The sequence below is a fragment of the Streptomyces sp. NBC_01498 genome (assembly GCF_036327775.1).
Lineage (GTDB): Bacteria > Actinomycetota > Actinomycetes > Streptomycetales > Streptomycetaceae > Streptomyces.
This window is the reverse complement of the sequence record NZ_CP109598.1, coordinates 4,695,116-4,716,157: the sequence shown is the minus strand read 5'-3', so window position 1 is coordinate 4,716,157 and position 21,042 is coordinate 4,695,116. Positions and strand designations below refer to the sequence as shown.

The following is a 21,042-nucleotide window of genomic DNA, read 5'->3' as shown; positions in this document are numbered from 1 at the left end:
GTCGCGTCATGGCGGCGGGAGTCGGCGCTCTCCATCGGTAGGCCCACTCCCCGGGGCGAGGTACGAGGAAGGACGCGTCTGACATGGACACCGTGGTGGAACGTGAGTTGGAGATCGATCTGGTGCTCTCGCCCGAGCGCACCGTGCCCGTCCCGGCCCGGCTGATGTACCGGTCGGACGATCCGTTCGCCGTGCACATCACCTTTCACATCGGCTCGGACACTCCCGTCAACTGGACGTTCGCACGCGAACTTCTGGTCGAAGGGGTGTTCCGGCCCTGTGGTTACGGTGACGTACGGATCTGGCCCACGAAGATCGACGGGCGGGCCGTCCTGAGCGTGGCGCTGTCGTCCCCGGACGGCGACGCGCTGCTGGAGGCGTCGTCGGCGGCGGTCTCGGCGTGGCTGGAGCGGACGTTGACGGTGGTGCCGCCCGGCTCGGAGGCGGAACTGCTGGGGATGGACGCGGGGCTGGAGCGGCTGCTCGCCCCGACGCCGGCCGACGATCTGTGGCCGAGCGCCCCGCGCCGGGACCCGGCGTCGGACGAGTCGCCGGACGCCGGGTCCTGAGGCGCGGGGCGGTGCGGCTCGGGGGCCGGGCCCGGTCGCCCGGGTCCGGTCCGCTGCCCGGTCGGTGTGCCGGTAGGGCGGTTCAGAACAGCTTTCCGGGGTTGAGGAGGTTCAGCGGGTCGAACGTCTTCTTGATGCCGCGCTGCAACTCCATGCCGACCGGGCCGAGTTCGCGGGCGAGCCACTCCTTCTTCAGGACGCCGACACCGTGTTCGCCGGTGATGGTGCCGCCCAGTTCCAGGCCGAGCGCCATGATCTCGTCGAACGACTCGCGGGCCCGGCGGGACTCGTCCGCGTCCGAGGCGTCGAAGCAGACCGTGGGATGGGTGTTGCCGTCACCCGCGTGGGCGCAGACACCGATCGTCAGGTCGTGCTTGGCGGCGATACGGTCGATGCCCTCCAGGACCTCGGCCAGCCGTGAGCGGGGCACGCACACGTCGTCGATCATCGTCGTGCCCTTGACGGCCTCCAGCGCGACGAGCGCCATCCGCCGTGCCTGGAGCAGCAGTTCGGACTCGGCCGGGTCGTCGGCGGGGACGACCTCGGTGGCCCCGGCGGCCGTGCAGAGTTCACCGACGGCGGCGAGGTCGGCGGCCGGGTCGGCGGTGTCGAACGCGCAGAGCAGCAGGGCCTCGGTGGTCTCCGGAAGGCCCATGTTCGCCAGGGAGTTGACGGCGCGGACGGTGGTGCGGTCCATCAGCTCCAGGAGGGAGGGGGTGTGGCCGCGTTCCATGATCCGGCAGATCGCGTCGCAGGCGGCGGACGCCGAGGCGAACTCGGCGGCCAGCACGAGCTGTCGGGGCGGCTGGGGCTTGAGCGCGAGCACGGCCTTGACGACGACCCCGAGGCTGCCTTCCGACCCGACGAACAGCCGGGTGAGGTCGTATCCGGCGACGCCCTTGGCGGTGCGCCGGCCGGTGGTCAGCAGCCGGCCGTCGGCCAGGACGACCTCCAGGCCCAGCACATACTCGGCGGTGACGCCGTACTTGACGCAGCACAGCCCGCCGGACGCGGTGCCGATGTTGCCGCCGATGGTGCAGGTCTCCCAGCTGGAGGGGTCCGGCGGGTAGTACAGGCCGTGTTCGCCGACCGCGCGGGAGAGCACGGCGTTGACGACACCGGGCTCGACCACGGCGATCCGGTCGACCGGGTTGATCTCCAGGATCCGGTCCATCTTGATCAGGGACAGCACGACGCAGCCCTCGGACGCGTTGGCGGCGCCCGACAGTCCGGTACGGGCGCCCTGCGGGACCACGGGGACGCGCAGCGCGGTGGCGGTGCGCATGACGTGCTGGACCTGCTCGACGGTGCGCGGCAGGACGACCACCGCCGGGGTGCCCGCCTCGCAGAAACTTGCCATGTCGTTGGCGTAGGAGGCGGTGATGTCGGGGTCGGTGATCAGGGCTTCGGCGGGCAGACCGGCTCGCAGCTCGGCGAGCAGACCGTCCGTGGCGGCGGGGAAGGTGGGGGGCGCGTCCGCGACGAGATCGTCCATGGGCCCAGCGTGGCACTCCGGGGCCATCGGTGTGAACCCGTCTGCGATCCACCCGCGCACAACCAGGTGTGGTGGTCGTATTGACGCACAGTAATTACATGGACGCCACGGACTCCCTGCACGCGCAGCACATGAGGCACATCCGACGCACCGCGCTGGCCGGCACCGTGGGGGCGGTCCTCGTCGCGGGCGTCCTCGTCCTCGTACCCGACCGGGAACAGGCGCCGCCCGCGCCGGGCCCCGAGGCGCGGGCCAGTGCCGCCGTCGGCGCGGGCGCGCCCGCCTCCCTGCCGGACGTGGCGGCGCTGATCCGGGACCGCGAGGCATGGCTGCGGGACCACCCGAAGGACGCGGGCGCCTGGGCGGTGCTGGGCGCGGCGTACGTGGAGCGCGGCGGGCTGCGCGCGGACACCGCGTACTACCCGAAGGCCGAACGGGCGCTGCGCCGCTCGCTCACCCTCGCCCCCGGCGAACGGCGCAATCCGGCGGCCGCGGTGGGCCTGGCCTCGCTGGCGAACGCGCGCCACGACCACGCGGCGGCCCGGACCTGGGGCGAGGCGGTACGGAAGGCGGACCCGGCGCGCTGGACGGCGTACCCGGTCCTCGTCGAGGCGTACAACGGGCTCGGCGACTACGCGAAGGCCGGCAAGGCGCTCGACACCCTGCGGGCGCTGCGCCCCGGCACTCCCCTGGTGCTGTCCGTGTCGTCGGGGGTCTACCGCGACCGGGGATGGCGCGAGGACGCGGCGGCCAAGGCGGACGAGGCGCTGTCGCAGGCGCGTACGACCGCCGAGCGGGCGGAGGCGCTGCACGCCCTCGGCGGGCTGGCCTGGGAGCGGGGCGAGCCGAAGGAGGCGCTGCGGCACTACGACGCGGCGCTGAGGACCGCGCCGGACCACCATCCGTCGCTGGTGGGACGGGCGCGGGCGCGGGCGGCGCTGGGGCGCGGGCACGAGGCGGTCCAGGACTACCAGGCGGCCGTCGCGGAGCGCCCGTTGCCTGAATACGCCCTGGAAATGGGCGAGTTGTACGACTCGCTGAAGCTGGACGGGGACGCCAGGAGCGCGTACGCGCTGCTGCGGGACCGGACGACGCGGGCGCGGGCGGACGGGGTCAACGACGAGCTGCCGCTGGCCCGTTACGAGACCGACCACGGCGACGCGCGGGCGGCGGTGGAGCGGCTGGAGGCCGAGTGGCGGCGCGGCCATCGCGGTATGCGGGTGTCGGACGCGCTGGGCTGGGCGCTGTACCGGACGGGGGACGCCCGGAAGGCGCTGCCGTACGCGAAGAGGGCGACGGAACAGGGGATGCGCAGCGCGCTGTTCGCGTACCACCGGGGGGAGATCGAGCGCGCGCTGGGGATGGACGGCCAGGCGCGCCGCCATCTGGAGGAGGCGCTGCGGACGAACCCGTGGTTCTCGCCGCTGCTGGCGCCGAGGGCGCGCGCGGCGCTGGTGGCGCTGGGCGAACTGCCGGACGGCGGTCCGAAGGACATGTACGGCGACGGGGAGAGCACGCCGCTGACGGCGCCGTCCGCGACGCCGTCGGGTGCCGCGTCCTCGGCGGAACGGCGGCCGGCGCCGTCCGGGGCGGGGTCCGTGTCGTCCTCGGGCGCGGGGTCCGGGCAGGGTTCGGGCGCGGGGTCCGTGGCCGAGGCCGTGGCCGTGGCCGGGTCCGGGGCCGGGTCCGGGTCCGGGGCTGTGGGCACTCCGCCCGTATCGGCATCTTCCGCCGCCCTCAGCCGACCGGACGCCCGAGGTGGGCCCGTAACTGGGCCCTGAGGCCCTGCGTCTGGGCCCGCCCTCGTCCTTAGTCTCCTCCCGGCCGGGGGAAGCGGAGACAGCTGGGGCGAGGAGTCCGGATGAACGGCGCGCGACGTGCACAGGAACCGCGGCGACGGCGGCGGTGGGGGGAGCGCGGTCAGGGCGGTGTCGAGTACGTCGCGCTGATCGGCGTCGTCGCGGCGATCGTCGCCGCGATCGTGGCGGTCGCCGTCCCCGCCGACACCGCCGTGGCCCTGGACGACGCGGTGTGCCGGATCGTCAACGCGGCCGACGGCCCCGAGGAGTGCGACTCCGGTGACGGCGGGGAGGACGGCGACGGGGACGACGGGGACGGCGAGATACCCGACGGCCCGCCGGGCGACCCGTTCCAGCCCGCGAAGTGCCTGCTCTCCCAGGATCAGACCAAGACCACGGTCGTCATCCAGATCGTCTTCATCAAGATCAGCGGCTCGGAACAGCTCAAGGTCCAGCAGTGGTCGGACGGCACGGTCACCCTGGAACGGGTGACCGACAGCAGCGTCGGTGTCACCGCCAGCGTCTCGGCGGGCATTCCGGGGCTGAAGGACTGGGGCGGCAGCGCCTCGCTCAACGGCACGTACAGCAAGGGCAAGGGCCAGGGCGGGCAGTGGGTGTTCGCGAGCAACAAGAGCGACGACCCGCAGGCCGATCTCGCCGCGAACCTCGCCGACGCCGAGGAGTTCGCCGCCGCCCTCAAGCAGTCGGACGTGTGCGACGCCATGATCGGCTCCCCCGTCTCGCCGATCAGCCAGGTCGGGTGCAAGAACAACGCCGTCTCGCAGATGCAGGCGGCCAATCCGGAGCGGATGCCGGACGTCGACATCACCAAGACCACCACCGAGGCGTCGGGCGGTCTGAGCCTCGGCAAGTCCTTCAAGAAGGGCGCCGGCGGCAAGGACGCCAACGGCAAGTCCACGGACCTCGGCAGCGTTTCGGGCGACGGGCTGACCGGTTCGATGACCGAGGACGTCGTGGTCCTGCGGACCAACACCGGGCCGGACGCCGGGAAGATCACCTTCGTCTACACCTTCACCGTCGACGGCAAGGGCGGTCAGGTCGCCCAGGGCAAGGCCACCCGCATGCAGCAGGTGGCCGTGACGTACGACGCGGCGACGTACGACCAGGAGGAGCGCGACGGCAGGGAGCACCGCCCGCAGAAGATGGTGATCACCACCAGCGAGGAGAACGGCGCGGGCGCCGGCGTCCAGGTCGGCGCGGGCGCCAACGTGCCCGGTACGCCGGTGACCATCGACGTCGGCGGGGGCGGCGGCACCATCCAGTCGCAGATCCACACCGAGTCGGCGGAGCTGGTCCTGGACAACGACCCGGACAGCAAGCTCGTCGAGGACTGGCTGCGCGGCCGGGGCGACTTCCCCGCCTCCGACGCCCTGCCGACCCCGTCGGACGCGGCGGAGGTGCCGGGACCCGACGCGGGGCCGATCGAGCGGCTGCTGCACGACAAGGGCAAGCTGTCGCGGCTGGACTACAACGCCAACACCGACTGGTGGAACGCGTCGCTGGGCATCGGCTTCGGCATCTCGGCCGGTCAGGTGACCATGGGCTTCAAGCTGTTCGGCATCGACATCACGCACGAGGAGAAGGAACAGACGATCACCGGGGACCCGACGTACGCGACGGGGCCGAAGAACGGCGGCGCGCGCCCCTGGGTGGAGTGGAAGAACTGCACACAGACCAGTCCGATCGTCTGACCCCACCGGACCGGACGGCTCCGCTCGTGCGACCCGACCGGACCGGACGGCTCCGCTCGTGCGACGCACGGGACGGGGTCGTCCGGTGTGACGCACGAGGCCGGTTCGTCCGGTGTGACGACCCGGTTAACCCCGCGCCTGATCAGGAGACATCCGGCATCTCCGGTGGCAAGATCGGCGCAACTCGCACACCATGTCCCCTGTCGTCCGTCCCCCGCCCTGGAGGCGTCTTGTCCCCGCGTACCGCGTTGCCCGTGATAGCCACCGCCGCCGCACTCGTCGCACTGACGGCGTGCACGAGCACCAAGACGACCGCGTCGGACGGCTCGAAGGTGTCACTGGTCAACCCCGGCAAGCTCACGACCTGCACCCATCTGCCGTACGAGCCCTTCCAGTCCCGCCAGGGCGACAAGATCGTCGGCTTCGACGTCGACCTGGTGGATCTGGTCGCCAAGGAACTCAAGGTCACCCAGGAGATCGTCGACACGCCCTTCGAGGGCATCCAGACGGGTGAGGACCTCAACGCCAACAAGTGCGACGTCGCCGCCGCCGGGATGACGATCACCCCCGTACGGGAGGAGAACCTGGACTTCTCCGTGCCGTACTTCGACGCCACCCAGGCCCTGGTCACCAAGAAGGGGGCGGGGTTCGACTCGCTGGCGACCCTGAAGGGCAAGAAGCTCGGCGTCCAGCAGGGCACCACGGGCGAGGAGTACGCGAAGAAGAACGGCAAGGGCGTGGAGACCGTCCAGTTCGAAGACCTCGCGCTGCTGCTCACGGCCGTGAAGACCGGCCAGGTCGACGCCGCCGTCAACGACAACGGTGTCCTCTTCGAGTACGTGCGCAAGAACCCGGACACCGAGGTCACCGCCGAGTTCCAGACCGGCGAGAAGTACGGCGTGGGCGTGCGGACCGGCAACGACGCGCTGCGCGCGGAGGTCGACAAGGTGATCGAGGCGGCCCGGTCGGACGGCCGGTACGACGCGATATACGCGAAGTGGTTCCCCGCCGCTCCGAAGAACTGAGGGGCCACCACCGATGTCCATGACCCGCCGACAACGGACCCGTGCCATCAGGGGCGTTCAGTACGCCGTACTGGCCGCCGTGCTGCTCTTCGTCGCCCTGGCCGCCGACTGGGGCGAGATCCAGCGGGCGTTCTTCGACGTCGAGGTCGCCAAGGCGCAGTTCCCCGACATCATCACGACGGCGCTGGTCAACACCGTCGTCTACACCCTGCTCGGCTTCGGCTTCGGGCTGACCCTGGGACTGCTGCTCGCGCTGATGCGGCTCTCCCAGGTCCCGCCGTACCGCTGGCTGGCCGTCGTCTACATCGAGTTCTTCCGGGGCGTGCCGGCGCTGCTCGTCTTCATCGCGCTCGGGTTCGGTGTGCCGCTGGCCTTCCAGGTGGCGCTCAACCAGTACGTGACGGTGATGCTGGCCCTGGGCCTGGTCGGCGCCGCGTACATGGCGGAGACCATCCGGGCGGGCATCCTCGCCGTGCCCAAGGGGCAGACGGAGGCGGCGCGTTCGCTCGGGATGTCGCAGGGCCGGGCGATGATCTCGATCGTCATCCCGCAGGCCCTGCGGATCGTACTGCCGCCGCTGACCAACGAGTTGATCCTGCTGACGAAGGACTCGTCACTGGTCTACCTGCTGGGTCTGTCGCTGTCCCAGTACGAGCTGGCCAAGTTCGGCCGGGACGCCCTGAACCAGAACCGCAGCCTGACCCCGATCCTGATCGCCGGTCTCTGCTACCTGGTGATCACCCTGCCGCTCGGCCATCTGGTCCGGCGGCTCGAAGCGCGTACGGCAAGGGCGAGGTGAGCGCGGTGGAACCGGAGAAGTCCTCCACGACCGGTCCGGAGGCGGCTCCCGCGGAGACGTCCGGTGCGGCGCCCGCGATCGAAGTACGCGATCTGCACAAGTCGTTCGGCTCGCTGAAGGTCCTCACGGGCATCGACTTCACGGTGGGGCGCGGCGAGGTGGTGTGTGTCATCGGCCCGTCCGGTTCGGGCAAGTCGACGCTGCTGCGCTGTGTGAACCGGCTGGAGGAGCCGACGTCGGGCACGGTCCTGGTGGCCGGCGCGGAGGTCACCGACCCGGACGTGGACATCGACCGGGTGCGGCGCGGCATCGGGATGGTCTTCCAGTCGTTCAACCTCTTCCCGCATCTGACGGTGCTTCAGAATCTGACGCTCCCTCAGCGCCGGGTGCTGGGCCGTGACAAGACGGAGGCGGCGCGGGTCGCCCGCGACCGGCTGGCCCGGGTCGGTCTGACCGACAAGGAGTCGTCCTATCCCGCCCAGCTCTCCGGCGGTCAGCAGCAACGGGTGGCGATCGCACGGGCGCTGGCGATGGACCCGGAGCTGATGCTGTTCGACGAGCCGACGTCGGCGCTCGACCCGGAGCTGGTGGGTGATGTCCTCGCGGTGATGCGTTCGCTCGCCGACGAGGGGATGACGATGCTCGTCGTCACGCACGAGATGAGCTTCGCCCGCGAGGTGGCCGACCGGGTCGTCTTCATGGACGGCGGCGTCATCGTGGAGGACGGCCCCCCGGCGCAGGTGATCGGCGCACCGCGCCACGCCCGCACCCAGTCCTTCCTCTCCCGTGTCCTCGACCCGGCGGCGGCGGGGCTGGCGGAGGGCGGACCGCGGAACGCGAAGGAGTAGCCGGCTCGTACGAACACGGCGCGGCCCCACGGGAGTTCCCGTGGGGCCGCGCCGTGTTCCGGGGGAACGGCGTACCGGACCGCGCGTCCGGACCGCGCGCCGGACGTGAACCGGCGGATCGTCAGAGGTTGCCGCGCTTCTCCTGCTCGCGCTCGATCGCCTCGAACAGGGCCTTGAAGTTGCCCTTTCCGAAGCCCATCGAGCCGTGGCGCTCGATCATCTCGAAGAACACCGTCGGCCGGTCCTGGACCGGCTTGGTGAAGATCTGGAGCAGGTAGCCGTCCTCGTCACGGTCCACGAGGATCTTCAGCTCGCGCAGGGTCTCGACGGGCACCCGGGTCTCGCCCGCCCACTCGCCGAGCGTGTCGTAGTACGAGTCGGGGGTGTCGAGGAACTGGACGCCGGCCGCCCGCATCGCGCGCACGGAGGCGACGATGTCGTTCGTCGCGAGCGCGATGTGCTGGACGCCCGCGCCGCCGTAGAACTCCAGGTACTCGTCGATCTGCGACTTCTTCTTCGCGATCGCCGGCTCGTTGATCGGGAACTTCACCTTGAGGGTGCCGTCGGCCACGACCTTCGACATGAGGGCGGAGTACTCGGTGGCGATGTCGTCGCCCACGAACTCCTTCATGTTGGTGAAGCCCATGACCTTGTTGTAGAAGGTCACCCACTCGTTCATCCGGCCGAGCTCGACGTTGCCCACGCAGTGGTCCACGGCCTGGAAGGTGCGCTTCGCGGGGGGCGCGACCATCGGGGCGGCGGTGACGTAGCCGGGCAGGTACGGGCCGTCGTAGCCGGTCCGCTCGACCAGGGTGTGGCGGGTGCGGCCGTACGTGGCGATGGCGGCGCGGACCACGGTGCCGTGCTCGTCCTTGACCTCGTAGGGCTCCTCAAGACCGGTGGCGCCGTGCGCGGTGGCGTAGGCGTACGCGGCGCGGGCGTCCGGGACCTCGATGGCGAGGTCGATCACGCCGTCGCCGTGCTCGGCCACGTGGTCGGCCAGGAAGCGGCCCCACTCGGACGTCGGCTTGATGACCGACGTCAGGACGAAGCGGGCGGCGCCGTTGGTGAGGACGTAGCTGGCGGTCTCACGGCTGCCGTTCTCCGGGCCGGAGTAGGCGACCAGCTTCATGCCGAACGCCGTCGAGTAGTAGTGCGCCGCCTGCTTGGCGTTGCCGACGGCGAACACGACCGCGTCCATCCCCTTGACCGGGAAGGGGTCGGCGTCGCGCGCGGTGGACGGGACGGAATCGAGGTTCACCGAGGTATCTGCCATGACCGCAGCGTCCCGCCGATCCGCAAGGTGCGCAACACTTCGCGTATTCACTGGGCAGTCTGTACAGCAAGGCACCGGGCACACCGGACCATCTGCACAGGATGCCCACCACCGACCGCCCCAGGAGGCGCCATGGGAATCGACGGACTCGACGGCAGGCTCATCGTGCTGCTGGCCCGGGAGCCGCGCATCGGGGTGCTGGAGGCGTCCCGCAGGCTGGGGGTCGCGCGCGGCACCGTACAGGCGCGGCTGGACCGCCTCCAGGCGAACGGGGTCATCCGGGGATTCGGCCCGGACGTCGACCCCGCCGCTCTCGGCTACCCCGTCACGGCGTTCGCAACCCTGGAGATCAAGCAGGGCCAGGGCGCGGATGTACGCGCCCATCTGAGTGGTGTTCCCGAGGTACTCGAACTGCATACCACCACCGGAACTGGAGATATGTTCTGCCGACTTGTCGCCCGGTCCAACGCCGATCTTCAGCGCGTGATCGACCGGGTTGTCGGTTTTGAAGGGATTCAGCGGTCCTCCACGGCCATCGTCATGGAGAACCCCGTCCCGCTGCGGATCATCCCCCTGGTGGAACAGGCCGCTCGGGACACCGACGGCGACCGGTCGTACGAACGGCCGATCACCCGACCGGCCGACGCATGACGTACCACCCCGAACCACTACGAAACACCAGAGAGGAGCGCCGTGGACTTCTGGGACTATCTGGCCAACCGCCACCAGCAACTGCTCACCGACTCGTTCCAGCACGCCAGCGCCGTCTTCCAGTGCATGGCCATCGCCACCGTCCTGGGCGTCGCCATCGGCGTCCTGACCTACCGCAGCCCCTGGGGCGGCAATCTGGCGGTCCTCTCCACGGCGGCCGTGATGACCATTCCGTCGCTGGCCGCCATCGGCCTGCTCATCCCGCTGGTCGGCCTGGGCGTCGCGCCCACCGTGATCGTGCTGACCCTGTACGGGCTGCTGCCCGTCGTCCGCAACGCCGTCGTCGGACTGCGCGGGGTGGACCCGGACCTGGTCGACGCGGCCAAGGGCATCGGCATGTCCCGTACCGCCCGGCTGCTGAAGGTCGAGCTGCCGCTCGCGTGGCCGCCGATCCTCACCGGCATCCGTGTCTCGACGCAGATGCTGATGGGCATCGCCGCCATCGCCGCGTACGCCTCCGGACCCGGCCTCGGCAACGAGATCTTCCGCGGGATCGCCTCGCTGGGCAGCGCCAACGCCATCAACCAGGTCCTCGCCGGCACGGTCGGCATCGTCATACTCGCCCTGCTCTTCGACGCCGCGTACGTCCTGCTCGGCCGGCTCACCATCCCGAGGGGGATACGTGTCTGAGAAGACCGCCGAAACATCACCGACCGGTTCGCCGTCCACGGACGGCGTCGCCACGTCCACGTCCACGTCCACGGAGGGCGCGGCGTCCGGGATCGGTGCCGCCTCCACGAGTGGCGCCACCATCCACCTCGACGGGCTCACCAAGCGCTATCCGGGTGGCTCCCAACCCGCCGTGGACAACGTCTCCATGGAGATCAAGGCGGGCGAGACCGTGATCCTGGTCGGCCCGTCCGGCTGCGGCAAGTCCACCACCCTCAAGATGATCAACCGGCTGATCGAGCCCTCGTCCGGGCGGATCAGGATCAACGACGAGGACGTCACCGACATGGACCCGGTGAAGCTGCGCCGGCAGATCGGTTACGCGATCCAGTCGTCCGGACTCTTCCCGCACATGACGGTCGCCGAGAACATCGCGCTCGTCCCCAAGATGATCGGCTGGTCCGCGACCCGGGTGAAGGACCGCGTCGAGGAGATGCTCGACCTCGTCGGGCTCGATCCGCGCGAGTTCCACGGCCGTTACCCGCGCAAGCTCTCCGGCGGGCAGCAGCAGCGGGTGGGCGTGGCGCGGGCGCTCGCCGCCGACCCGCCCGTCCTGCTGATGGACGAGCCGTTCGGCGCGGTCGACCCGATCACCCGTGACCATCTCCAGGACGAACTGATCCGGCTTCAGCACGAGTTGCACAAGACGATCGTGTTCGTGACGCACGACTTCGACGAGGCGATCAAGCTCGGCGACCGGATCGCGATCCTGCGGGAGCGTTCGCAGATCGCCCAGTTCGACACCCCGGAGGCGATCCTCACCAACCCCGCCGACGACTTCGTGTCGGGCTTCGTGGGCGCGGGGGCGGCGCTGAAGCGGCTGAACCTGACACGTGTGAGGGAGGTGGAGATCGCCGAGTTCCCGACGGTGACGGTCGAGGACCCGCTCCAGTCGATCTTCAACAAGCTGAGCAGCGGCCCGCACAACGAACTGCTGATGCTGGACCGGAAGAACCGCCCGTACAAATGGCTGCGCCGGGGCGACCTCTCGCGCGCCAAGGGTTCGCTCGCCAACGCGGGACAGCTGGTGCAGGACACCGTGACCAGGGACGCGACCCTGCACGACGCGCTGGAGGCCGTGCTGACCGACAGCGGCGGCCGGGTCGCGGTGACCGGACGGCGCGGCGAGTACATCGGGGTCGTCGACATGGCGACGCTGATGACGTCCGTCCAGGAAATGCTGGAGGCGGACCGGCTCACCGCCTTCGAGCACCAGCACGAGCTGGCGGACCAGCGCCGGCAACGGGCGGGCCAGGGGCCCGAGGGCGGTGCGGACGCATGACCTCTCCCCCGCAGGAGGCAAGCCCGGCGGGCGGGTACGACGCCGGGGAACCGGCCCCCGTCGCCGAGAAGCCGGCGCCGGACACACCGCCCGCCGCTCCCGAACGCCGGATCACCCGCGCGAAGCTGCTGACGGTGCCCGCGTCGGTCGCGGTCGTCCTGGTCCTGACATACGTGTGGATCACGAACGTCACGCTCGACTCGATCGCCCGGAACTCGCTCGCCGACGGCAATGTGACGCTGCGCCTGTGGCAGCACGTCGAACTGACCGCGATCTCCACCTTCTGGGTGCTGGTCATCGCGATTCCGCTGGGGGTCGCACTGACCCGGCGCGGGCTGTCGCGGGCGGCGCCCCTGGTGACGGCGCTGGCCAACATCGGCCAGGCGACGCCGGCCATCGGACTGCTGGCGCTGCTGGTGATCTGGCTGGGCATCGGACCCTCGACGGCGATCGTCGGCATGGTCGCCTACGCGGTGCTGCCGGTGCTCGCCAACACCGTGGCGGGCCTGCGGGCCATCGATCCGCAGATGGTGGAGGCGTCGCGCGGGATCGGGATGTCCTCGCTCGCCACCCTGACCAAGGTGGAACTCCCGCTGGCCGTGCCGCTGATACTCGCGGGCGTACGGACGGCGCTGGTGCTCAACGTCGGAACGGCGACGCTGGCCACCTTCGGCGGTGGCGGCGGGCTCGGCGACCTGATCACCTCGGGCATCCAGACACAGCGCATGCCGGTGCTGGTCCTCGGCTCGGTGCTCACGGTGACGCTGGCGCTGCTGGTGGACTGGCTGGCGTCGCTGGTCGAAGTGGTGCTCACCCCGCGCGGACTGGAGGAGCGCTGATGCGACGGACACGTGTAACGCGGTACGGCTGCCGGAAGGCGCGCCGCAAGATGGTGACGGGCGGGCTGGCGCTGATGCTGAGCGCCGCCGCACTGAGCGGATGCGGTCTCAAGAGCGGCTCGCCGCTGGTGGACGAGGTCGCGCCCGGCTCGATCGGCAAGGGCGAACCCCTCAAGGGGGCCTCGCTGACGGTGACGTCGAAGAACTTCTCCGAGAACATCATCCTCGGCCAGATGATCGGTCTGATCTTCAAGGCGGCGGGCGCGGAGGTCGTGGACCGGACGAATCTGCCGGGCTCGATCAGCGCGCGCGAGGCCATCGTCAAGGGCGACGCGGACGCGATGTACGAGTACACGGGCACGGCCTGGATCACGTACCTCGGCAACGCGAAGCCGATCGTCGACTCGCGGGAGCAGTGGGCGGCGGTACGGGACGCGGACCGCGCGCACGACGTGACCTGGCTGCCGCAGTCCACGCTCAACAACACCTACTCGCTGGGCATCAGCAAGCGGAACAACGCGAAGTACAAGCTGAAGACGATGTCGGACGTCGCCGCCCTGTCGAAGAAGGAGCCGGGCGCGGTCTCGATCTGTGTGGAGAACGAGTTCGCGTCCAGGGACGACGGGCTGCCGGGAATGGTGAAGGCGTACGGGATGAAGATCCCCGCGTCCAGCGTGAAGAAAATGGACGCCGGAATCATCTACACGCAGGTCTCGGAGTCCGACTCCTGCCTGACCGGTGAGGTGTTCACGACGGACGGCCGGATCAAGGCGATGGATCTGGACACGGTCACCGACGACAAGCACTTCTTCCCGAACTACAACGCGGCGCCGGTGATCCACAGCGCGACGTACAAGAAGTACCCCGAGATCGCGGGGCTGCTCGACCCGCTGACCGAGCGGCTCACCACCGGCATCGCGCAGACGCTGAACGCGAAGGTGGACGTGGAGGGCCAGGATCCGCACGAGGTGGCGAAGGACTGGCTGATCGAGGAGGGGTTCATCAAGGAGGGCTGAGCCGGACGGGGGCGTTCCCGAAGCCCGAAGGAGTGGTTGCAAAGAAACCCTTGCAACCACTCCTTTGCATGTCTACGATGGAGTCATGGCCGAGAACCCCGATGTCCCCGCTCAGGACCCCGCCCCCCGCGACGGGTCCGGCGAGGACGTTCCCGTACCGGACATGCGCACCCTGGACCCGCGCTCGCTGCGCGGGCTCGCCCATCCTCTGCGGATCCGGCTGCTGACCGCCCTGCGGCACCACGGTCCGGCCACCGCGTCCCAGCTCGCCGACCGGCTGGGCGAGTCGAGCGGCGCCACCAGCTATCACCTGCGGCAGCTCGCCGAGTACGGGTTCGTGTCGGACGACCCCGGGCGCGGCAAGGGCCGGGAGCGCTGGTGGAAGGCGGCCGACAAGGGGTTCACGGTCGACACCGACCTGCACCACGACCCCAACCCCGAGGTGCGCGGGGCGCTGAACACCTTCCTCCACGAGGTCGCCAACCTCCACGGCCAGGAGGTGAACACCTGGCTGGGGACCATGCACGACTGGCCGGACACCTGGTCGACCCGGGCCGACTTCAGCGACTTCACACTGCGGCTGACGCCCGACCTGCTCTCCGAACTGGAAAGCCGGGTGCACGACTTGATCGAGGACTATCAGGACCGCGAGATAGCGGAGAGCGACGCGGACGTGGCGCAGGTACGCATCCATCTGCACGCCCTGCCGCAGCGCCGGCTCAACCTGCCCGACGCCGCACCCGATTCCCGAACGGGTGTCGGACCGGACGCCTGATCCGGCACCCGAGCCGGCGCCCGTACGAACCCCCGAACGACGCCTGAACCGACGCCCGAACGGCGCCCGACCCGACGCCCGACCTGGTTCCCGACCCGCTTCCCGACCTGGTTCCCGCACCGACAGCGGTCGCGCCCGGCTGCCCTGCCGTAGCCCGTCCGCTCCCCCTCCAGCCTCCGAGCACCACTGCCGCGCCCCACCACAGGCGGCGCGTGAAGGGACGATTTGTCATGTCATTTTTCGATACGTATCTCCAGCCGCACGCCCTACGCGAGGCCGAACTGCGCGCCGAGGCCGAGGCGTACCACGTCCGCGCCGTGGCCCGCGCCGCCGCTCACGAGCACGGTCCCAACCCCAGCCACAGCCCCAACCCCAGCCGCGACCCGTACGCCGTTCCGGCCCTCCCCACTCGCCCGGCTCTTACCGCCCTTCCCGCCCTTCCCGCCCCTCGATCCGCTCGGCTGCGGTCCCGGCTGGGCTGGCTGCTGGTCGAGTGGGGGCTCCGGCTCGTCGGCCCGTCCGCGCGGTCCCGGATCCGGGCCGCGTGAGCGCGGCAGTGGCGTGGCGGCGGTGGCCGCTCACCGCCGTCCTGACCGCCAACGCGATCTCCGCGACGGGCCGGACACTGAGCCTGATCGGTATCCCGTGGTTCGTGCTCCGGACGACCGGCAGCGCGGGAAGCGCGGGGGTGGTGGCGTTCTGCGCCACCCTGCCGATCGTCCTCTCCGCGCTCATCGGCGGCCCGGTCATCGACCGGATCGGGCGGCGGCGCGTATCGGTCGCCTCCGACCTGGTGTGCGCGGTCTCCGTCGGGGCGATCCCGCTGCTGCACCACGCCGGCGCCCTCCCGTTCTGGGCGCTCTGCGCGCTGGTGGCGCTGCACGGACTCGCCCACACACCGGGCGACACGGCCCGCTACGTCCTCGTGCCGGACCTCGCCGCGCACGCGGGCACCACCCTCCCCCGCGCCGCCAGCCTCTTCGACGCCGTCGAGCGAGGCGCAAGGATGGCCGGCGCGGCCCTCGCGGGCCTGGTGATCGCCCTGCTGGGCGCCGAAGTCGCCCTGCTGCTCGACGCGTTGACGTTCCTGCTGTCGGCGGCGCTGACAGCCGCCGGGCTGCGCGGGCTCAAGGCCGCGCGCCCGGTCAAGGACATGCCGCCGGTCTCCCCGCGTACGTACGTCGCCGAACTGCGCGAGGGCTACGCCTGTCTGGCGCGCACCCGGCTCCTGGCGGCGGTGGTCGTCATGGCGATGCTGATGAACGGCATCGACCAGGGCTGGAACGCGGTCCTGCTCCCCGTCCACGCGGAGCGGAACCTCGGCGGCGCCGCCGAACTGGGCCTGGTCATGGCGATGATCGGCGCCGGTGGCCTGCTGGGCGCCCTGCTGTACGGCGCGGTGGGCCACCGCTTCACCCGCCGTACGGTCCTCGCGGTCGCCGTCCTGCTCTGCGGTACGCCGCGCTTCCTGGTGGCCGGTCTCACCGACTCCACGGCGGCACTCGCGGTGGTCATGGGCGGGGCGGGCCTGGCGGGCGGGATGATCAACCCGATCCTGACGACGGTCATGTACGAACGCGTCCCGGACGAACTGCGCAGCCGGGTCGCGGGCGCGATGACCGCCGGGTGCGAACTGGCCATGCCCCTGGGCGGCCTGACAGCCGGTCTCCTGGTCGAGGGCCCCGGGCTGCCGGCCGCGCTGCTGCTGATGGGCGGCGCCTATTTCCTGGTGAGCCTGAGTCCGCTGCTGCCGGTGTGGCGGGGACTGGACGCGGCGCCGTCCGCGAGCGCCGCTCACCTCAGCAGGCCGGAACCTTCCCGCCCCGTTCCAGCGCCTTCAGGGACGACACCGCGCCCTTCAGGGTCGTGACGGGGATCAGGCGCAGGCCCTTGGGGAGTTCGGACCGGGCGTCCGCGCATTCCGCCGCCGGGACCAGGAAGACCGTGGCGCCGTCGCGGCTCGCCGCCTGGGTCTTCAGGGAGACTCCGCCGACCGCGCCCACCTCGCCGTCGGCGCCGATGGTGCCGGTGCCCGCGACGGACCGGCCGCCGGTGAGGTCGCCGCCCGAGCCGTCGCCGTCGAGCAGGTCGACGACGCCGAGGGCGAAGAGGAGGCCCGCGCTGGGGCCGCCGACGTCGGCGAGGTGGAGGGTGACGTCGACGGAGCCCGGCTCGCGGCCGAGCTGGGCGAGGGCCGCCTCGACAGCGACGTTCTGCGACTTCACCATCTCGTCGGTGTTGTGCCGCTCGATCTCCTTGTCGGACCGGCCCGCCGGGTAGACGGAGTCGCGCGGCAGCACCGCGCGGTCGGTCCGGAACCAGCCGTCGAGGACATCGGCGAGGTCGACGTCGGCGGACGGGCCCGTCGCCAGGATCGTCGTCATCCTCAGCTCGCCCTCGGGCTCGCGGGTCCGCGTGCCGTCGACGGTGATGACGGGCGTGCCCCGGTAGTCGCCGAGGACGTTCGCGGTCAGGCCCGGCTGGGCCACCGCGTACGGCAGCGGGGCGGCGCCCACGACGACGAGCAGCGCGGCGACGGGCAGCGCCGAGAGCGCGAGGGTGCGGGGGCGTGAGAGACCGGAGAGACGAGAGAGCACGGCGCCAATCTATCGGCCGGTCGGGGGAGGGGGTTCAGGGCCTGTCGCCGGGTGCGCCCGGCCCGGTTCAGCGCAGCGCGTCGGCCACCTCGCGCGCGGCGTCGACCACGCGCGGGCCCACCCGTTCCGGCACGGAGTCGGCGAGCATCACCACGCCCACGCTGCCCTCGATCCCGGTGACGCCGACGAGCGCGGCGGCGGCGCCGCTGGCCCCCGCCTCCAGCTCGCCGTGGGTGAGGGTGCAGCGGGCCTCGGTGTACGAGCCCTGCCGGGCCGCCAGGATGGCCTTGCCGGCCGCGCCCCGGTCCAGGGGATGCCGGAAACCGGCGCGGTAGGCGACGTGGTAGTCCGTCCAGGTCGGCTCCACGACGGCCACGGCCAGCGCCTCGGCGCCGTCCACGAGGGTGAGATGGGCGGTGGCTCCTATGTCCTCGGCGAGCGACCGCAGGGCGGGCAGCGCGGCCTCCCGTACGAGCGGGTGCACCTGGCGGCTCAGCCGCAGCACCCCGAGGCCCACGCGGGCGCGCCCGCCGAGGTCGCGGCGGACCAGGGCGTGCTGTTCGAGGGTGGCGAGCAGCCGGTAGACGACGGTGCGGTTGACACCGAGCTTGGTGGACAGCTCGGTGACGGTCAGCCCGTGGTCGGTGTCGGCGAGCAGTTTGAGGACACGTAGTCCCCGGTCGAGCGTCTGGGAGGTCTCCGCGGTCACGACGCCCTCTCCTTCGGAGTTTCGGAGTGAGTGACGACGGCCGTCTCACGTGTGGGGACGCGGCGCCGGTCCGACGGCGACGCACACGGAGGCCGTCGACAGGCCGGTCGTGGCGCACCGGCTGCGGTCCGCAGCGGTGGAGCCACGGCGCGTGTGTATTGCCGGGACAGTAGCGATCCGTACCGCTCAGCGGAAGACCTCGTCCAGAATCCGGTCATGGGCGGTCGGTTGGTCCCTCTTCGCGCCACAACGAGCACCAAAAAGGCACCAAGGAGGACAAAGCACTTGATTTCTACTGAATGGACGCGCGTAGAAGCACCCCGGAAACACCTCGGAGACGCCAGGACGGCGTCTCCGAGGGCGGAAAAAATCTTCGGGCTCAGCGCATCCGGGTGGCCCACTCCTGAACTTTTCGGATCCGTTCGCGGAGTTGGCCGCCCGTCGCCTCCGCGCTCGGCGGGCCGCCGCAGACCCGGCGCAGCTCGGTGTGGATCACTCCGTGCGGTTTGCCGCTCTGGTGGACGTAGGCGCCGACCATCGTGTTGAGCTGCTTGCGCAGTTCGAGCAGTTCCTTGTGGGAGACCACGGGGCGCCGGTCGGCGGGCAGCTCCAGCAGATCCGCCTCGGCGTCCGGCTTCTTGCGGCTGTGCGCGATCTGCCGGGCCTGCCGCTTCTGGAGGAGCATCTGGACCTGGTCGGGCTCCAGCAGTCCGGGGATACCGAGGTAGTCCTGCTCCTCCTCGCTGCCGGGGTGCGCCTGCATGCCGAACTCGGCGCCGTCGTACAGCACCCGGTCGAAGACCGCGTCGGACTCCAGCGCCTCGAAGGGCAGCGCGTCCTGCTCGCCGGTGTCCTCGTCGAGTTCGCGCTCGGCCTCCGCCATCTCCTTCTCGGACTCGGCGTACGGGTCGTCCTCGCCGGCCTTCTTGGGCTTGTCGAGGACATGGTCGCGCTCGATCTCCATCTCGTTGGCGAAGCCGAGGAGATTGGGGATGGTCGGCAGGAACACGGACGCGGTCTCACCGCGCCGCCGCGAGCGGACGAAACGGCCGACGGCCTGCGCGAAGAACAGCGGCGTGGAGATGGTGGTGGCGTACACGCCGACCGCCAGGCGCGGTACGTCGACGCCCTCCGACACCATCCGGACGGCGACCATCCAGCGCTCCTCATTCGCGCTGAACTCGTCGATGCGCCGGGACGCGGCGTCCTCGTCGGAGAGCACGACGGTCGCCTTGGTGCCGGTGATCTCGCGGATCAGCTTGGCGTAGGCGCGGGCCGAGTCCTGGTCCGTGGCGATGACCAGTCCCCCGGCGTCCGGGATGGACTTGCGCACCTCGGTGAGCCGCTGGTCGGCGGCGCGCAGCACATTGGGCATCCAGTCGCCGCGCGGGTCGAGCGCGGTGCGCCACGCCTGCGAGGTCGCGTCCTTGGTCATGGGCTCGCCGAGCTTGGCGGCGACCTCGTCACCGGCCTTGGTGCGCCAGCGCATGTTCCCGCTGTAGCTGAGGAAGATGACGGGCCGCACGACGCCGTCGCCGAGCGCGTTGCCGTAGCCGTAGGTGTAGTCGGCGGCGGACCGGCGGATGCCGTCGTTTCCCTCCTCGTACGCGACGAAGGGGATCGGGTTGGTGTCCGACCTGAAGGGCGTACCGGTCAGCGCGAGGCGCCGGGCGGCCGGCTCGAACGCTTCGAGACACGCCTCGCCCCAGGACTTGGAGTCACCGGCGTGGTGGATCTCGTCGAGGATGACCAGGGTCTTGCGCTGCTCGCAGCGGTTGCGGTGGAGCATGGGGCGTACGCCGACGCCCGCGTACGTCACGGCGACCCCGTGGTAGTCCTTGCTCAGCGGTCCCGCGCTGTACTCCGGGTCGAGCCGGATTCCGATCCGCGCGGCGGCGTCCGCCCACTGCTTCTTCAGATGCTCGGTCGGCGCGACGACGGTGACCTGCTGCACGACGTGGTGGTGCAGCAGCCACGACGCGAGGGTCAGCGCGAAGGTCGTCTTCCCGGCGCCGGGGGTCGCGACGGCGAGGAAGTCACGGGGCTGGTCCTGGAGATAGCGCTCCAGCGCTTTCTGCTGCCAGGCACGCAGCTTGCCGGCGGTACCCCAGGGGGCACGGCCGGGGAAGGCGGGTGAGAGGTGGTGGGAGGCGGTAGTAGTCACGGTCTCCGGTTCACGGGCGCTCGGGTGCACGGGTTACGGGACTCGGGGGCGGCGGGGCCCCGGGTTCGGATATGACAACCGGGCCACCCTACCGGCGGCCCGGCCCGATCCCGCCCCGAACGAACGGGGGGTCCCTCAGGTGCGACCCGGGTCACACGGCAGGCGCCCCGGCGAGGTGCAGGGCCCGCAGCCGGTCCCCGATCCGGCCGGGGTCCTCGACGCTGCCGGTGGCGACGTCGATGACGAGGTCGTACGCCTCGTCCTGATCGACGTCCAGCATGCCGATGCCATTGAGGTCGAGAAAGACAGCCGTCGACATCCACGCCATCCGCTTGTTGCCGTCCACCAGGGGGTGGTTGACCGCCAGCGACTGGAGCAGCGCCGCCGCCTTCTCGAAGAGGTCCGCGTACGCCTCGACCCCGAACATCTGCGATTGCGGGCGGTGCGCCGCCGAGCTGAGCAGCCCGAGGTCGCGGACCGCGACCCGCTGTCCGTCGCAGCCGAGTTCCGCCAGGTCGAGGGTCTCCTCGACGGTCAGGTATTTCATGCCCTACTCCCCCAGCCGCCGGAGCAGTTCGGAGTGACGCGCCGCGTAGGTGGCGCCGAGCCGCCGGACGGACGCCCGGTCGCCCTCGAGTCGCAGATAGTGGTCGACCGCCTTGAGCACGATGGCGTGCATGCTGAGGCCCTCGGCTTCCGCCTGGCGCCTGAGCGCTTCGTGCTGGTCGTCCCGGAGACGCAGGTTCATCGCCATATC

The 21,042-nt window shown here is 70.9% G+C and carries 21 protein-coding genes; 14 read left to right on the top strand and 7 right to left on the bottom strand.

Translation table 11 applies throughout. The features are described from left to right. The first annotated feature begins 83 nt into the window (after positions 1 to 83). Complete coding sequence (locus OG875_RS20165) at positions 84 to 569, top strand: SsgA family sporulation/cell division regulator (protein ID WP_330175609.1); 486 nt, start codon at positions 84 to 86, stop codon at positions 567 to 569. An 82-nt stretch (positions 570 to 651) separates the two neighbouring features. On the opposite strand, the gene OG875_RS20160 is transcribed toward OG875_RS20165, so the two are convergent. After that, positions 652 to 2,064: an FAD-binding oxidoreductase gene (locus tag OG875_RS20160; protein WP_330175608.1), complete on the bottom strand. Its 1,413-nt coding sequence runs from the start codon at positions 2,062 to 2,064 to the stop codon at positions 652 to 654. Between the two features lie 98 nt (positions 2,065 to 2,162). On the opposite strand from OG875_RS20160, the gene OG875_RS20155 reads away from it, so the two are divergent. The 5 genes from OG875_RS20155 (at position 2,163) to OG875_RS20135 (ending at position 8,247) form a co-directional block, all read left to right on the top strand. After that, positions 2,163 to 3,845 carry a tetratricopeptide repeat protein gene (locus OG875_RS20155; protein WP_330175607.1) on the top strand — a complete coding sequence of 561 codons (1,683 nt, stop codon included), beginning with the start codon at positions 2,163 to 2,165 and terminating at the stop codon, positions 3,843 to 3,845. Between the two features lie 80 nt (positions 3,846 to 3,925). Further along, on the top strand, positions 3,926 to 5,575 hold the full coding sequence (locus OG875_RS20150; RefSeq protein ID WP_330175606.1) for a hypothetical protein: 1,650 nt from the start codon (positions 3,926 to 3,928) through the stop codon (positions 5,573 to 5,575). Between the two features lie 257 nt (positions 5,576 to 5,832). Then, positions 5,833 to 6,600, top strand: a complete 768-nt coding sequence (locus tag OG875_RS20145) for an ABC transporter substrate-binding protein (RefSeq protein ID WP_330177830.1) — start codon at positions 5,833 to 5,835, stop codon at positions 6,598 to 6,600. Positions 6,601 to 6,613: 13 nt separating this feature from the next. Then, positions 6,614 to 7,399 carry an amino acid ABC transporter permease gene (locus OG875_RS20140; RefSeq protein WP_330175605.1) on the top strand — a complete coding sequence of 262 codons (786 nt, stop codon included), beginning with the start codon at positions 6,614 to 6,616 and terminating at the stop codon, positions 7,397 to 7,399. Between the two features lie 77 nt (positions 7,400 to 7,476). After that, positions 7,477 to 8,247: an amino acid ABC transporter ATP-binding protein gene (locus OG875_RS20135; RefSeq protein ID WP_330177829.1), complete on the top strand. Its 771-nt coding sequence runs from the start codon at positions 7,477 to 7,479 to the stop codon at positions 8,245 to 8,247. Positions 8,248 to 8,368: 121 nt separating this feature from the next. Here the strand turns inward: OG875_RS20135 and hppD are convergent, their stop codons facing one another. Further along, complete coding sequence (gene hppD, locus OG875_RS20130; protein WP_330175604.1) at positions 8,369 to 9,523, bottom strand: 4-hydroxyphenylpyruvate dioxygenase; 1,155 nt, start codon at positions 9,521 to 9,523, stop codon at positions 8,369 to 8,371. A gap of 132 nt (positions 9,524 to 9,655) precedes the next feature. Between hppD and OG875_RS20125 the strand changes: the two genes are divergently transcribed. The 8 genes from OG875_RS20125 (at position 9,656) to OG875_RS20090 (ending at position 16,685) form a co-directional block, all read left to right on the top strand. Next, entirely contained in the window at positions 9,656 to 10,174 is a 519-nt protein-coding gene (locus OG875_RS20125; protein WP_330175603.1) for an Lrp/AsnC family transcriptional regulator, read from the top strand. A 42-nt stretch (positions 10,175 to 10,216) separates the two neighbouring features. Beyond that, a complete protein-coding gene (locus tag OG875_RS20120; protein ID WP_330175602.1) occupies positions 10,217 to 10,864 on the top strand; it encodes an ABC transporter permease in 648 nt (215 codons plus the stop codon). A gap of 91 nt (positions 10,865 to 10,955) precedes the next feature. Then, positions 10,956 to 12,185 (top strand): betaine/proline/choline family ABC transporter ATP-binding protein, encoded by a 1,230-nt coding sequence (locus tag OG875_RS20115; protein ID WP_330177828.1) that lies wholly within the window; start codon positions 10,956 to 10,958, stop codon positions 12,183 to 12,185. Continuing rightward, entirely contained in the window at positions 12,182 to 13,024 is an 843-nt protein-coding gene (locus OG875_RS20110; RefSeq protein WP_330175601.1) for an ABC transporter permease, read from the top strand. Before OG875_RS20115 ends, OG875_RS20110 begins: the two co-directional genes overlap by 4 nt. Before the next feature lie 50 nt (positions 13,025 to 13,074). After that, positions 13,075 to 14,040: a glycine betaine ABC transporter substrate-binding protein gene (locus OG875_RS20105; protein ID WP_330177827.1), complete on the top strand. Its 966-nt coding sequence runs from the start codon at positions 13,075 to 13,077 to the stop codon at positions 14,038 to 14,040. An 85-nt stretch (positions 14,041 to 14,125) separates the two neighbouring features. Continuing rightward, positions 14,126 to 14,815, top strand: a complete 690-nt coding sequence (locus tag OG875_RS20100) for an ArsR/SmtB family transcription factor (protein WP_443079150.1) — start codon at positions 14,126 to 14,128, stop codon at positions 14,813 to 14,815. A 230-nt stretch (positions 14,816 to 15,045) separates the two neighbouring features. Next, the gene (locus tag OG875_RS20095; protein WP_330175600.1) at positions 15,046 to 15,363 is read left to right on the top strand and encodes a hypothetical protein; all 318 of its coding nucleotides are present in this window, start codon (positions 15,046 to 15,048) and stop codon (positions 15,361 to 15,363) included. Beyond that, positions 15,360 to 16,685, top strand: a complete 1,326-nt coding sequence (locus OG875_RS20090; RefSeq protein ID WP_330175599.1) for an MFS transporter — start codon at positions 15,360 to 15,362, stop codon at positions 16,683 to 16,685. The genes OG875_RS20095 and OG875_RS20090 overlap by 4 nt, the downstream gene beginning before the upstream one ends. On the opposite strand, the gene OG875_RS20085 is transcribed toward OG875_RS20090, so the two are convergent. From OG875_RS20085 to OG875_RS20065, 5 genes are all read right to left on the bottom strand, one after another. After that, a complete protein-coding gene (locus OG875_RS20085) occupies positions 16,615 to 17,412 on the bottom strand; it encodes a S16 family serine protease (RefSeq protein ID WP_330175598.1) in 798 nt (265 codons plus the stop codon). The two genes, OG875_RS20090 and OG875_RS20085, sit on opposite strands and share 71 nt — an antisense overlap. 67 nt (positions 17,413 to 17,479) lie before the next feature. Then, a complete protein-coding gene (locus OG875_RS20080) occupies positions 17,480 to 18,121 on the bottom strand; it encodes an IclR family transcriptional regulator (RefSeq protein ID WP_330175597.1) in 642 nt (213 codons plus the stop codon). 379 nt (positions 18,122 to 18,500) lie between these two features. Then, positions 18,501 to 20,285, bottom strand: a complete 1,785-nt coding sequence (locus OG875_RS20075) for a DEAD/DEAH box helicase (RefSeq protein ID WP_330175596.1) — start codon at positions 20,283 to 20,285, stop codon at positions 18,501 to 18,503. A gap of 151 nt (positions 20,286 to 20,436) precedes the next feature. Beyond that, the gene (locus tag OG875_RS20070; protein ID WP_330175595.1) at positions 20,437 to 20,832 is read right to left on the bottom strand and encodes a type II toxin-antitoxin system death-on-curing family toxin; all 396 of its coding nucleotides are present in this window, start codon (positions 20,830 to 20,832) and stop codon (positions 20,437 to 20,439) included. Positions 20,833 to 20,835: 3 nt separating this feature from the next. Next, entirely contained in the window at positions 20,836 to 21,033 is a 198-nt protein-coding gene (locus tag OG875_RS20065; protein ID WP_443079272.1) for a CopG family transcriptional regulator, read from the bottom strand. Positions 21,034 to 21,042: the final 9 nt, after the last annotated feature.